The following is a 14,779-nucleotide window of genomic DNA, read 5'->3' as shown; positions in this document are numbered from 1 at the left end:
AATGGATTGGTGTCCGAATAGTGTCCGAAAGTAAATAAAAAAGGTCTTCATCTTGCGATAAAGGCCTTTTCAGTAGTCCATAGGGGAATCGAACTAAATAGTTAGCTCAAAAAAATTAGCCAAACTAATTATATCCTGATTTAAAAAGTTCGATAATTCACTGCTTAGGGGCTCAAAAAGAAAAGCACTTTCGAATATTTCGGAAGTGCTTTTTTGTTTTTCCCGATTTCGAATTTCTGAAGGAATGTTTTATTCTGCCAGGTAAACTTTGCTTTCAAAAGCAATCGAATTGAAAAAAAGGCCTCTGAAACTCAGAGGCCTTTTTAATGGATGTTCAGACTATAAATCTTTTCTTCTAACCACAGTTTCAAGATGTCTGAACATACCGTTTTACTAAGGGTAATGCAGTTTTTTTTATCAGATCAATAGCACACGTCGTGCACCAGTTTTAAGGTTTCGCTTTTTTTATTGTTTTGCAGACGAACCAGATACAGGCCGCGGGTTAATTTTGAGCCATCCAGGTCCATAGAAAGGTTTTCTCCGGCTTTAGCATACCCTTTTTGCAACACTTTTATAGGGTGGCCTGCCATGTTGTATAAAGTAACCGAATACGCTCCGCTTTCCGGAACTGTGAAATGGATGCTGGTAGCATTCATAAAAGGATTTGGACTGGCCACCAGGTTTTCTATGGTACTTTCCTGGCTTCCTGAGGCCATACGGGCCGATGAAATACTGGCCAGACTGCTGATATCGGAGCTGCTTAAAGCCACGTTGTAAATCTTCGGATTATCAATAGCACCTTTGAACAGGTTATTTCCAATGCTTTGTCCGCCAATGGCCAGTGGCAGGTTGTTGCTGGCTATAGCTGGTGGTGAACTAAGGGTTTCGGTTCTATCGAGTACGCCGTTTACATAAATTTTTATGGTAGTGCCGTCGAAAGTCGCGGCAATATGCATCCAGGTAGCGCCGTCGGTAGGGTGAAGTATTGCAGACTGGGCCTTGTAATCACTTCCGCCGGAAACCTGGTTGTACCTGAATAAGATTTTGCGGGTACTGGTAAGCGAAAGTTCATAACCATCAGCATCGCCGGTTAAACCTTTTTTCATAATTACCTGCGCCGAGCCTGTTTGCTCCGGTTTAATCCAGGCCGCTAAGGTAATCGCATTGCTTATATTAAGCGATGCGCTGGAAGGCACGGTGGCATATTGACTGGAACCGTTCAATTGCAATGCCTGCCCGGCCACGCCGGCTACCTTCGCCGGGTTTCCTACCGTGGTAGCGTTATTTGCGTTCGCCGAGGCATCGAATAAGGTGGTACCGGTCGTTTCTTCCATTTGCCAGAAACCTACCAGGGTTGTTGACTGCGATTTGGTAGTAAAGCTGCGCGGAGTTGTCCAGCTGCTTGTTCCGGCAGCATTAACGGTTCTTACGCGCCAGTAGTACACTGTATTATAAGCCAGGCCGGCAACAGCAGTAGAAAGCGTGGTGATATTAGTTTCATTCGAAACCAGGTTCAGAAAAGCTGACGTTGTGGCAACCTGTACCTGGTAGGTTGTAGCATAGGTTCCGGCAGTCCAGCTTAAAAGGGCCGGAATTGCCACTGCGGTAGCATTATTAACCGGGGCATCTAAGGTTGGAGGTCCAGGCAAAGCAACAGCTTCGGTGGTAAATGTTCGCGCAGAAGACCAGCCGCTTTCTCCCGAAGAATTAACGGCTCTGACCCGCCAGTAATACGGGGTACTGTAGTTCAGGCCGGAAACAGAAACGTTAAGCTCAGTAATGTTGCTGATATCTGCTGCGGGCGAGGCAAAATCTGGAGCTGGGGCCACTTGCACCTGATAAGATACCGCATTGGTTACCGCGCTCCAGCTTAGCGTTACCGGAAGGCTGATATTACTTACATTGTCGGCAGGGCCAACCAGCGCAGGAGTGTTTGGTACCGGTCTGAAGGTCGGCATGGTTGCCAGAGCATTGATATCGGCGGCACTTAAAGCAACATTGTACACCCTCGGCTCGTCTATGGCGCCTTTAAACCGGTTGGTTCCGGTGCTTTGAGCCCCAATGGACAACGGCAGGTTATTGCTGCCAATTGCCGGAGGCGAACTTAAAGTAAGCGTTTTGTCTAAATTTCCATCTACATAAATTTTCATAGAAACACCGTCGAAGGTGGCAGCAATATGCATCCAGGTATTGCCATTGCTTGGGTGCAGGGTGGTAGCAAGTAAACGATAAGTATCTCCCGCCGAAACCTGATTATAACGGAACATGATCTTGCTGGTACTGGTAAGCGAAAGCTCATACCCGTCGGCACTTCCTGTTACTCCTTTTTTAATAATTACCTGCGCAGAACCCGTTTGCTCCGGTTTTACCCAGGCCGCTAAGGTTACCGCATTGCTTACATTCAGCGAGGCGCTGGAAGAGACGGTTGCATATTGACTGGTACCGTTTAATTGTAATGCCTGTCCAATAACCCCGGCTACCTTCGTTGGGTTATTCACCGTGGTGCCATGGTTATTAAAGGAAGACGCATCATTCAGCGTAGCACCACTGGTTTCTTCCATTTCCCAATGCCCCACGAGCGTTGCCGGCTGAGAACCAGTAGTGAAACTCCAGGTTGCAGACCAGGCGCTAACGCCCGAAGCATTATTGGTTCTCACCCGCCAGTAATACAGGGTATTGTAAGCCAGACCAGCTACCGTAGTATTCAGAGAAGTAATGTTGTTCACATCAAAAGCCGGTGTAAGGAAATTGGCAGCCGCCGATACCTGAACATGGTAGGATTCTCCATAAGGACCCGCGTTCCAGTTAAGGCTCACCGGGGTCATTACGGCAGAAGCATTATTAGCTGGAGAAGCCAGCGTTGCCTGACCAGGTAAAGCAATTGCTTGGGTAGTAAAACTCCGTATCGTTGACCAGCTACTTGTTCCTGCAGCATTGATCGCTCTTACGCGCCAGAAGTACTGGGTACTGAAATTCAGGCCGTTAACGGTGGTATTAAGCGCAGTAATATTGCTCACATCCGCTACAATGGTTCCGAAACCCGAGCTTGTAGCTACCTGCACGCGGTAAGTAGCAGCGTTTAAAACCGCATTCCAGCTTAAAGCAACCGGCAGGGTAATAGTGGTGGCAGCGTTGGCCGGTAAGTTCTGCACTGGCGCCGCCGGAGCCGGAACTGATTCTGTTGTAAAGCTCCGTACCGATGACCAGCTGCCAATCCCGGTTGTATTGATGGCTCTCACCCGCCAGTAATATTTGGTACTGTAGGCCAAACCAGATATAGGAACAGATCGCGTGGTAATATTGCTGGTATCTTTAAAGATACTTGCGAAGCTAGAAACCGTAGAAAACTGGAGCTGATAATAATAAGCATTAGAAGCTGAATTCCAACTAAAGTTTCGGGCCACAGCCACACCAGTAGCCCCACTGGAAGGCGAAGACAGGGATGGCGTACCAGGCAATGGTGGCGGCGGCACGGTGGTAAAGCTTCGCAGGACAGACCAGCTTCCGGCTCCTGAAGTATTCAATGCTCTTACCCGCCAGAAATATTGGGTACTGTAAGCCAGGGCCGTAATTACGGTATTCAAAGTGGTTAAATTACTGATATCGTATACCGGGCTTATAAAATCTGAAGTAGTGGCTAACTGCACCTGATAGGTTTCCGCATAGGTTACCGCGTTCCAGCTCAGGGTTGGTGAATAGGCAACTCCCGTTGCGCCATTAGATGGCGAAGAAAGCGCCGGCGCTACTGGAATTGGTATAGGCATGGTGGTAAAACTACGCACCTCCGACCAGCTACTTACTCCGGAAGCATTTACCGATCTTACCCGCCAATAATATTGGGTTACCCAATTCAGGCCGGAAACTGAACTGGACAGCGTAGTAATATTGGCAATATCGGAAACCGGGGTAAGGAAGTCTGCAGCGGTAGCAACCTGTAACTGGTATGATTCTGCATAATCACCGGTATTCCAGCTTAAAGTTGGCGGATTAGAAATTCCCGTTGCAGACGAGGCAGGCGCAACTAAAACCGGAGCAACCGGCATAGGAATTGGCATGGTAGTAAAGCTTCGGGAGGAAGACCAGCTGCTGCTGCCGGAACTATTTACGGCTCTTACGCGCCAGAAATATTGCGTGCTATAATTCAGGCCTGAAACCGCGCTGTTCAGCGTAGTGATATTGCTCACATCAGAAACAATAGTTCCAAAGCCGGAGCTGGTCGCAACCTGTACGCGGTAAGTGGCCGCGTTCAAAACTGCGTTCCAGCTAAGCGCTGCAGGCAAGGCAATACCGGTGGCCGCTGTAGCCGGCAGGTTCAGAGTAGGCGCAGCCGGAATTGGAACTGGTACTGTGGTGAAACTTCTTACCGAAGACCAGTTGCTTGCCCCGGTCGTATTGATAGCTCTTACCCGCCAGTAATATTTGGTACTGTAGGCCATTCCGGAAATTGGTACGGATAGGGTGGTAATATTACTGGTATCTTTAAATAAAGCCTGAAAATCTGAGGTAGTGGCCAACTGCAACTGGTAGTAATAAGCATTTGAGGAAGCGTTCCAGGAAAAATTTCTGGCAATGGCAATGGAAGTTGCGCCACTAGATGGCGAACTCAAAGACGGGACGCCGGGAACAGGCGGGGGCGGTACCGTGGTAAAACTTCTCACGGCAGACCAGCTTCCGGCTCCGGAAGTATTGCTTGCTCTTACGCGCCAGAAATATTGGGTACTGTATGCCAGCGCAGATACCATGGTATTTAACGTAGTTAAATTGCTTACATCGGCAACCGGGCTTAAAAAGTCTGAAGTAGCCGAAAGCTGCATTTGGTAAGTTTCGGCGTAGGTTACCGCGTTCCAGCTCAGGGTTGGTGAAAAAGCAACCCCCGTTGCACCATTAGATGGCGAAGATAGGGCCGGGGCTGCAGGTATAGGTATGGGTATGGTAGTAAAGCTCCGCACTACAGACCAGGGACTGGTACCCGTAATATTGGTGGCTCTCACGCGCCAGAAGTATTGGGTGCTGAAGGCCAGGCCTGAAACAGAAGTGTTTAAAGTTGTAAGGTTGCTTACGTTAGAAACCGTTGTAAGAAAGTCCGGAGTTGTGGACAGTTGCATCTGGTAGGTAGCGGCATGGGCAGTAGCATTCCAGCTTAAGGTTGGCGCAATGGCAATTCCGGTTGCCATATCGGCCGGGGCAGCTAAAACGGGGGCTGCTGGTATGGGAGGCACCGTGGTAAAACTTCTGACCGCCGACCAGCTGCTCGCGCCGGAAGTATTGGAAGCCCTGATCCGCCAGTAGTATTGGGTGCTGTAATTTAAACCTGAAACGTTGGTATTAGTAGTGCTGATTTGACTGTTGTCCTGAACAATTGCCAGAAAATCTGGCGAAGTAGACAACTGCATCTGGTAGGATTGGGCATACGTTACAGCATTCCAGCTTAAGGTAGTGCTTATAGGAATGTTGATAGCGCTGCTTGCCGGCGAAACCAATGTTGGCGCAACTGGTACTGGAATAGCTTCAGATATGAATCGACTCGTGTCTGACCAGGCGCTGGTTCCCGAGGTATTAATGGATCTTACGCGCCAGAAATATTCAGTGCTCCAGTCTAACCCGGAAACCGTTCTGGTGAGCGCACTTATGTTATTTATGTCGGAAACAATCGTTAAGAATTCGTGGGAATTGGCTAGTTGTAATTGATAGGTTGTGGCATAATTGCCCGCATTCCAGGTGAGTACAGCCGGGAGGACTACGTTGGTAGTGCCTTTGGCCGGGCTAGCAAGTGCCGGTGGTTCTGGCAAGGGTATGGGCCGCGTAGTAAAATTTCTGACGGAAGACCAGCTTCCATTGCCCGAGGCATTTACAGCTCTGACCCGCCAGTAATACTGGGTGCTCCAGTTCAGAATGGGAGCTGTAAGTGTGAGATTTGCAATATTATTTACATCGGAAACAATGGTCTGAAAGCCGGATGAAGTGGCAATCTGCAACTGGTAAGTGGTAGCATAGTTTGCTGCATTCCAGGTAAAAACCGGCGGATTACTTACCTGAGTTGCGCTGTTAACCGGAGATACCAGTCCGGGCGTACCTGGCAAGGGAATCGGTTCGGTAGTGAAATTTCTTACCACCGACCAGGGACTTGCCCCCGATTGATTTGCAGCCCTGACCCGCCAGTAATACTGCGTGCTCCAGTTTAAACCCGGAACGGTAGTGGAAGTGTTTGTAATGTTGGTTCCATCGTAAATAAGGTTCTGGAAAGTGGAACTGGTGGCTACCTGTACCTGGTAGGTTTTTGCAAATAAGGGGGCATTCCAGCTTAAGCTTGAGGCAACCGGAAAACTGCCGGCGCCGTTTGCGGGAAGGTTCAGGGTTGGTGCTTCCGGAACGGGCGGATCATCGGTGGCGAGCACGCTTACGGCCTGTGAAGAAGTGGAAGCAATAATGGCTACTTCAAACGTGTGGTTGCCTTTTATGCTGGTTGGGTTATTGTATTTCCCGGCTATCAGGGTTCGCTGAGAGCCAAATGAGATCGAAGAAAGCGATGATTCTCTATAGAAGATATCGCCGTCGGCTTCGTCTTCGGTATAGATAACCCTTATTTTTCCTACTAATTCGTTTACCAGAACAATTCCGCGGGTGCCGATCTCAGAAACTTTATAAATATTATCCCAGGTGCCGTTAGGGCGGCGCACCAGCAGTGAAATTTTGGTGTAGCCCGCCTTGTCGTAACTGGTTTTAACCGCGCAGTAGAGTGTACCATTGGAGCCAACCTTGAAATTCATGTGATCGTCGGAAAAACCGTTGCCTACATTCAGGGCTGATTGGGAAGCGGGTACTTCATCTGCAGACCAGATCGAGTCGGGGGCGGTATCGGAGTGCATTTTAAATCCGAAACGCTGCGTATCCTGGTTCGACCAGAAAACGCCGATTTTATTGAACATCGGAAAAGCGATCACGGCCCCGATGTCGTCCGGAAGAATCCCGGAGGCAACCACTACGGGCGCGCTCCACGTGGAGTAAGGCGAATTGCTCCAGCGCACCTTAATGGAGTTATCTGTATCGTAGGCCACCCACATCCGGCCGGTAGCGTCTATATCAATTGTAGCCGTTTCAGCATCAGAATCGGTTGATATACCTACTGTAGAGGTTCTGGTAGCCCAGAGTTTGTAAGTGCTGTTGGATGCCACATATTCGATGGAAATCAGTTCTGAACTATTGCCCCGGAAAAGAAAAACGTGCACCACATTTCCTACAACTTTGCAGTCTGCATGGCTTGAAGAGTTTGATGTGAGGGTAAATGTTTTAGTCCAGATAGAGTCTCCATCCAGGCGGAAAACGTGGGTACCACTGCTGTTCGCCAATACGGAAAAATGCTTGCCATCGTGCATCCAGACCTTGGACTGAGGTTTTTCCCGGGTATTGGTGCTTAAAGAAAAAGACTTTAACGGCTTTACGGAAGAGAATTGAGCGAACGTATCCTGGGCAAAAAATAATGACAGCGCCAGTAGAAGTATAATTTTTTTCATGGAAGATAGATTTAGATTCAGAAATTAGGCTATCTGTAACAGGGCTGTTAAAGCGTAATCCGTAAACGGGAGCGCCTGTTTGTTTTTTTATTATAAAATATCAAAGGGTACAATGGTGGATTCAAGATCATAAGCTTCTAGCCCGACTTTTTTAGCTCAAAAGCTTAGCGTTTTCAGGTGAACAGTACTTGCCCCAACCTGATGCAGGAAACCTGGGGAAGCTGTGGAATGAAAAACGCTAGGGTTTCAAACCAAAAAACTAATCGGGTACTTTTTAATGATCGGAAGCGGAAGGGAAGGGCTGCTTATTGCGAAAAATATCAAGGTCAGGGTATTGCCGGTTTTTTTCAGGATTGTTTAATCGCCGACTTTAACCCTTAAATATTGCTGGCTGCTTTTACTGGCAAATAACTTTACCATATACATACCGTCGGGTAAATTATATTCTTTCAGGTCTACTGTAAGGCTCTCGCGGGAATTGGCGTAGCCTTGTTTTAGAACGCACACCGGTTTGCCGGACAAGTCGTGTAACGTAAGGGTATAATCGCCTTGCGCCGGAATAATGAAATTTATATTAGAAACTGGAGCAGGATATCTGGATGAAGCAGCATTTTTACGGCTCTTCGAAGCTGCTGCAATTGCCGGAGTTGGTTTAATGGCGTTGGCAGGCCTGGAAACCGGTAAATCGGGCTGACGGCTTGCTTCGGAAGTATTGGAAGCTGCATGATAAGCTATTGCTTCGCCGGTAGTTCCCTGAAGTCCTGTTGCAGGAGAGGACGGTGGTGAACCAATGGAGAAACTTCTGGCGGCAGACCAGTTGCTTTCTCCGGAAGCAATAAAAGCTTTCACGCGCCAGAAATATTGCGTGTTGTGAGTTAATCCGGAAACCGTATAGGAAAGCGCTGTAATATTGCTTATATCGGCCACCATGCCCTGAAAATCTGAAACCGTTGCTACCTGTAGTTGGTACGAAGTCGCATCCGGAAACGCGTGCCAGCTTAAAACTGCCGAATGTGCCTCCTGGGCCGTTTTATCTACCGTAGAAACCAACATTACCGAATCAGGAACAGATCTTTGCCCGGTGGCTGAAACCATGTCAGGAGATGTGGTACCGGGTTTATCGCCGTAAAAGTCAGAAATGGAATGTAATGCCACGGGGGATGTGGAGGCAATTTGAGCCGTAACTTTTGCCACCAACATTACGCCCAGAATTGCGCTGATTATAAACTTTCTCAAGGCCGTAAAAAATAAAATTCTTGCAGGTTCCGGATCATTTGCAGCAATTGGTAAAACCAGCCAGTACTAGAAGCTAACAGGTTTGCAGGGGAACTGATAAATACGCTGGATCGGAAGGAGATGAGAAAGGGCGGGTGGTACTTTTTAGCCTTCAAACCCTACCGTATAGTGATTATTCTAAACACGGTAGCCTGAAGGAAATAATTATAATAAAACGCTATGGTAGTAAGTTAAAAAACTCGTAAAACCGTTTAATGTTTTATGATCTATCAAGGTAATTTTTCAGTTGCGGATAATTTTTAAGCTTTTACTGCCTTTGTCGGTTTGCAGTCGGAGAATATAAAGTCCCAGAGGAATTTGTGAAGCCTCCAGATCTATGGCATGTTTTTCTTCAACAATAGAATAGCCTTCCAGTATACGCACCAGTTTTCCCCCCAGATTATACAAGGTTATGGAATATTCGCTTTTAGCCGGAACAGTGAAAACGATGGTAGAAGAACCGGAATGCATGGGGTTTGGACTAATGGCCAGTTCCGGCGTTTCTTTCTTTTCATCGGTAACTATTACGCCAAAAGCTTTTAGCAGATCGGAAAATAAAATTACAGACTCGGAATAGTTGCCGTTTTTTATGCTGCTACAGTGGTTGTATTTGCCGGAAAGAAGCGTGAAAGTTGGGCTGAACTTTATTTTAGAAGTATACGATTCCTTATACAGAATATCGCCACCGGCTTCGGCAGCAGAATAAACGATCCTTATTTTACCAATGTCTTCGTTTAGTAATACAATGGGCCTGGTACCGATTTCCGAAACTTCGTACAGATTATCCCAGGTACCGGATGGCCGGCGAATTAATAGCGCAAGTCTTGGGTACCCGGGCCGGTCATAACTGGTTTTTACGGCGCAATACAAGGTGCCATCCCTGCCCACGGACAAGTTCATGTGATCATCGGCCATGCCGGAGCCAAAATTTATGGCCGATTGCACCGCCGGCACTTCGTCTGCAGACCAGTTTTCAGGGGGAGCATTATCGGCATGTAATTTAAAGCCGAACCGTTTGGTGCGTTGGTTGGACCAAAAAATCCCGACCTTTTTTAACATCGGTAATGCAATCACCGCTCCGATATCATCCGGCAGTACTTTAGACATTATCACAACCGGCTTGCTCCAGTTGGCGTAGGGCGGATCGCTCCACATGCTTATAATGGCCGAGTCGTTATCGGAGGCCAGCCACATTCGGTGGTTGGTATCAATATCAATGGTGGCAGTTTCAGCGGTGGTATCTATTATAACCGGAACCCGCGACGTTTGGTCTGACCAAAGTTTATAAGTGCTTGTTTCCGGTTCATATTCAACCGAAATTAAATAGGAAGTTGTTTTCCGGAAAAGGAAAATATGAACAATATTACCGGCAACTTTGCAATCTGCCCGGCCAAATTCCGAAGGTGAAATTTTAAGTACATTGGTCCAGGTGGTCCCGTCTAAGCGCCAGACATGGGTTCCGTCGAAGTTAGCCAATACGGTCCAGTATTTTCCCGCGTGCATCCAGACTTTAGACTGAGGTTTTTCTTTGGTATCGCTGGAAATTCCTACCGAATTTAATTTGGTTACAGTAGAAAACTGTGCCCTTGCGCTCTGCCCGAAAAATACCGCAAGGACCAATATGTAAATTAGCTTTCTCATGTAAATAAAAATTTAAGCTCGCGTTAAGTAATGGTTCAATTTTTTTCTTTATTAGGAACCAGCTTAAGATGTTAGTATAATTTTGTGTATTGTTTTTCTTTAAAGCAGGCATTTGCTATTATAGGCTCTAACTTGTTCCATTAGCAACTGGTGCTTTTGAGCTATATTTATATATTTTTAATATTTCGTTGTAAAATGATATAGTATTAAACAGAGGAAAAGGTTGCATTTTATTTATTTAAATTAATAATAATTCAATATTGAAGTAACAACTACATTTTTTTAAAGTTTTATCATTTCTGGTTTTTATCCACGGTTTTACCATATGCAGGAAAAAATAAAGCATCACCTCCTAAATAGTGTTATCAAAATCAGGAGAGAAGCGACAGGCATCAACAGTAAGGGATTGAAATAATATCTGGTTATAGATTTACTTTATGCTTTATGAATGGAGGAAGAAACAGGGGAAGAAAGGAAACGAATTTATTGTTAAAATTAAATTCGCCGAAACCTTAGAGCCTTCGAAAAAAGGATATGGATCTGTTATTTAGAAATGAATTGTTAGCGGCAAAATCTTTAAAAAATTTAGTACTATTTCTTAAAACATTTTAAAGCTCCACGAGTTTTACCGGATTGTTCCCGTTCCACAAACCTTCTGTTTTAACCGGTACAAACCGCGCAAATAATTCCTCTTTATACCAATTCCCGTCCCGGGTGCGTTTGATCACCTCTTTGTGTCTCGCATTTTTATAGGCATAATTTTTTAAGGCTTCAGCATTTTTCCATACGCTGAAGGTTGCCTGCCGGATAAAAGGCAATTCGCCCAAGCCAGCCGAACACAGTAAACCATCTGCTTGTTTTAAGGCAAGGCTCGTTTGCGGAACGTGTTTCCAGAAGGCAGGAAGGGCTTTTAAACGGATGGTAGCGCGGGTTAGTGCAGCAATTTTTCCATCTGTTTTAATGGCCGGGTCTGTTTCGGAAAAAGGATTCAGGCCGTCCCAGAGTCCGTGCGCTTGCAGGGTCTTAAGCCAGATGGTCCAGCTTTCCGAAGTATGCTCGATGTAATTTAAAAACGCCTGGTTCTCTGCAAAAAAAATTGCGGCGGCAGCTTCATTTTCCCAGGTGCAAAGCAGGCCGTAACGGTTGAAATTGGGTTTTAAACTAAAGCCTAAGCCGTTACCACTGCCCAGCATTTTAAAGAATTTCAGACCGGGCACGGATTTCAAAATTAAAGGCATGGTACCCATTTTTGCCAGGCCCCAGCGGATGTTTCCGGGTTTCAGGCCCAGGATAGTAATGGTAGTAATAGCAGAAGAGGAATTCGGTTCCAATTTACAGGTAGTTTTCGGAAGCAAAAAGATAGCGTTTTTTAATAAAAAAGGGAGCTGTTAACCCCCTTTTTTTAAGAATTTCATAAATGCTAGGCTGTAATTTTTCCGTGTTCACCGGGGCCTGGTTTATAAGCTTCGCCGGTAACCATGGCTTTTACCATGCCAAAAAGCTGCACGGCATTGCTGCTCGGGGAATCCCAATATTCGGCGCTGGTTATGGTTACTTTTAGCAGGATAATATTCGGGTCAGATTTTCCTTCCGGAAACCAGGCTTTAAGCATGTCGTTCCAGAGTTCGTCTATTTTCGCCTGGTCTGAAACCAAAGTTGCTTTGCCACAAACGGCTACGTAGGTATTACTATCCGGATCTGCGTACCCTAAACTCACGTGCGAATCATTTTTAATTTCAGGAATTTTGCCGGAATTTTTGCCCGTAAAAAACCATAAAGCCCCGTCGTCTTTTATTTCCTGCGTTTGCATGGGGCGGGAATGGAGCGAACCATCCGGATTTACGGAAGTAAGCATGGCCACTTTAATATCCTTAATTTTTTCTTTCAGCATTTTCAGCCCTTCGGCTTTGTTTTGGGAATTTTCCATGATGATAACGCTTCGTTTTTTTTTGTTTTAAAAGTTTCGTGGAACATACAGCACGCACATGGATTTAAATTTAATTCCACCGTAGCCGTTGCCTGTTGCTAGAAAACCGTTTTCAGATTTTTTTGTTGCGTTTTTTCCCATTATTGTTCCATCAACCTAACCCCACTACCGGAAAAGCGTTAAGGAAGCATAATCCCGGTGACAGAAATCTTTTTTTCCGTTCTGATCCAATCGCTTAAAATCTTAACTCTTTAAAATAAAATCTAAAACGTATGAAAAAAAACAATCTACTTTACCTACTGGCTGTAACCATTGTCGGACAATTATTTTTTTCCTGTAATACCGCCCGCCAGTACGAGTTTTCGGGCCGCAGCCAGGGCTACCATTCCGAAAAAGCCTTAGCCAAAACTGAAAGCCAGCCGGAGCAGGTAGTCCTAAACCAGGAAATTGCAGCAGAAGAAACGCCGGAAAATCTAACGGCCAGCGCTACTCCCGAAATTGCCCCCACAGCCGTACAACCGCAGGTAAATTTTCAGGAAAAAGCCTTGGAAATAAAAGCCCCGGAAGCCGCTCCCCGGCTGAATTCCGAGCTTACCAGAACCGATAAAAAAGAATTAAAAAGTGCACTGAAAAAGCTTAAAAAACAAGCCGCTGCGGGTAACCAGGAAGCCCTGCAACCTACTATAAATATTGTGGAACTGATCTTTGCCATTATCCTGCCGCCGGTAGGCGTTTTGCTGCACGAAGGCGGATTAAACGGTCGTTTCTGGATCTCGTTGCTGCTTACGCTTCTGTTCTTTTTCCCGGGCATGATCTACGCTATACTGGTGGTAACCGATACCATTTAAAACCAAAATTCAGCAGCGCGCTGCAACCAAAAAGCGCCGGCAGTTCCGGCGCTTTTTTTATGTTTTAGCATTCGGAAAAAAAATACATTCAGGCAATGCAGGGTGTTTTTTTATCCGGGGTTATTTCCGCATTTTCACATCACAAACTTTATAAAGAATCTTGAACTACCTCGCTCATGTTTTTCTTTCCGGCCCCGATACGGAATTGATGATCGGGAATTTTATTGCCGATGCGGTGCGCGGAAAACAGATCTTACAGTTTTCGGAAGGCATTCGGCAAGGCATTTTACTGCACCGCGAAATTGATGCTTTTACCGATGTAAACGACGTTGTGGCGGCTACCAAAAACCGCCTGCGGCCGGAATACGGAAAATACGCGCCGGTTATTGCCGATATGTTTTACGACCATTTTCTGGCTGCCAATTTCGAAGCTTTTTCTCCCCAGCCCCTTAGCACTTTTACCGCAGAAAAGTATAGCGTTTTGCAGCAGCACTGGCATATTTTACCCGAGCGCGTAAAGCAATTTCTACCGCACATGATGCAGCATAACTGGCTTTTGAGTTACGCCGAACTGAAGGGCATAAACCAGGCCCTGACGGGTTTAAGCCGGCGAACCACGTTTCATTCCGGGATGGAGACCGCTGCCTTGGAACTGGAAAAGAATTACGAACTTTATGCCCAAGAATTCAGACTTTTTTTCCCGGAACTGATAGCGTTTTCCCAAAACCGGATAGCCATGATCGGTAACCCAAAGCCCCTGCCGTAAGTTTAATGACCATTCGGTTTTTTTGTAATTCAACAATCTCAATTCACGCATTTACAGATCCAAGATGCCGCAAAGCATACTTTTAGATATTATTGGCGATGTGCATGGCTGTTACCCGGAATTGCTGGCGCTGCTGGCAAAACTTGGTTATGATGTGAAACACCCGCATGGCAATACTCCCGAAATTTCCCATCCGGAAGGGAGGAAACCAGCTTTTGTGGGCGATTTTGTGGACCGGGGACCTGATTCGCCGGGCGTGCTGAAACTGGTAATGCACGCGGTGGGGCAGCACAGGGCTTTTGCCGTAATTGGTAACCACGACGATAAACTGATGCGCAAACTCATGGGGCGGAATGTACAGATCAACCACGGGCTCGACACCACGCTGGCGCAACTCGAAAAAGAACCGCCGCAGTTTTCCATCCGCGTCCGGCGTTTCCTGGAAATGCTGCCGCATTTGCTTTGGTTCGATGAGCAGAAACTGCTGATCGCGCACGCGGGTTTGCCGGAAAAATTCCACGTTCCGGGCAGCAAGCGCGCCCGGGAAATGGCTTTATTTGGGCCCACATCCGGCAAACTCGATGATTTTGGCTTACCACAAAGGATCAATTGGGCCAAAGATTATATGGGAAAACCCTTTATCGTTTTCGGGCATACGCCGGTGCGCGAACCCGTTTTATTAAACAACACCATCAACATAGATACCGGCTGCGTTTTCGGCGGAAAATTAACAGCCTTGCGCTATCCGGAAATGGAAACGGTATCGGTAACGCCGGAAAAACTCTATGCCGAACCCCGCCGGCCGTTTTAA

General features: G+C 46.5%; 8 protein-coding genes. 3 read left to right on the top strand and 5 right to left on the bottom strand.

What is annotated here, in order from left to right:
- Positions 1-422: 422 nt before the first annotated feature.
- The 5 genes from I5M27_RS08605 to I5M27_RS08585 form a co-directional block, all read right to left on the bottom strand.
- Entirely contained in the window at positions 423-7,511 is a 7,089-nt protein-coding gene (locus I5M27_RS08605; protein WP_200505787.1) for a fibronectin type III domain-containing protein, read from the bottom strand.
- A 357-nt stretch (positions 7,512-7,868) separates the two neighbouring features.
- Positions 7,869-8,747: a T9SS type A sorting domain-containing protein gene (locus I5M27_RS08600; protein ID WP_200505786.1), complete on the bottom strand. Its 879-nt coding sequence runs from the start codon at positions 8,745-8,747 to the stop codon at positions 7,869-7,871.
- Between the two features lie 282 nt (positions 8,748-9,029).
- Positions 9,030-10,427 (bottom strand): T9SS type A sorting domain-containing protein, encoded by a 1,398-nt coding sequence (locus tag I5M27_RS08595; protein WP_200505785.1) that lies wholly within the window; start codon positions 10,425-10,427, stop codon positions 9,030-9,032.
- Between the two features lie 608 nt (positions 10,428-11,035).
- The gene (locus I5M27_RS08590; protein WP_200505784.1) at positions 11,036-11,758 is read right to left on the bottom strand and encodes a spheroidene monooxygenase; all 723 of its coding nucleotides are present in this window, start codon (positions 11,756-11,758) and stop codon (positions 11,036-11,038) included.
- A gap of 89 nt (positions 11,759-11,847) precedes the next feature.
- Positions 11,848-12,354: a pyridoxamine 5'-phosphate oxidase family protein gene (locus I5M27_RS08585; RefSeq protein ID WP_200505783.1), complete on the bottom strand. Its 507-nt coding sequence runs from the start codon at positions 12,352-12,354 to the stop codon at positions 11,848-11,850.
- A 272-nt stretch (positions 12,355-12,626) separates the two neighbouring features.
- On the opposite strand from I5M27_RS08585, the gene I5M27_RS18570 reads away from it, so the two are divergent.
- The 3 genes from I5M27_RS18570 (at position 12,627) to I5M27_RS08570 (ending at position 14,779) form a co-directional block, all read left to right on the top strand.
- Positions 12,627-13,202 (top strand): YqaE/Pmp3 family membrane protein, encoded by a 576-nt coding sequence (locus I5M27_RS18570; protein ID WP_234462449.1) that lies wholly within the window; start codon positions 12,627-12,629, stop codon positions 13,200-13,202.
- Positions 13,203-13,362: 160 nt separating this feature from the next.
- Positions 13,363-13,968 (top strand): acyl carrier protein phosphodiesterase, encoded by a 606-nt coding sequence (locus I5M27_RS08575; RefSeq protein WP_200505782.1) that lies wholly within the window; start codon positions 13,363-13,365, stop codon positions 13,966-13,968.
- 64 nt (positions 13,969-14,032) lie between these two features.
- Complete coding sequence (locus I5M27_RS08570) at positions 14,033-14,779, top strand: metallophosphoesterase (RefSeq protein ID WP_200505781.1); 747 nt, start codon at positions 14,033-14,035, stop codon at positions 14,777-14,779.

Origin of the sequence: Adhaeribacter terrigena, assembly GCF_016623615.1 — a bacterium.
In the GTDB taxonomy this organism is placed as follows: domain Bacteria; phylum Bacteroidota; class Bacteroidia; order Cytophagales; family Hymenobacteraceae; genus Adhaeribacter_A; species Adhaeribacter_A terrigena.
Note: the sequence above shows the minus strand (reverse complement) of the source record. Positions and strands in the feature narration are given on the sequence as shown.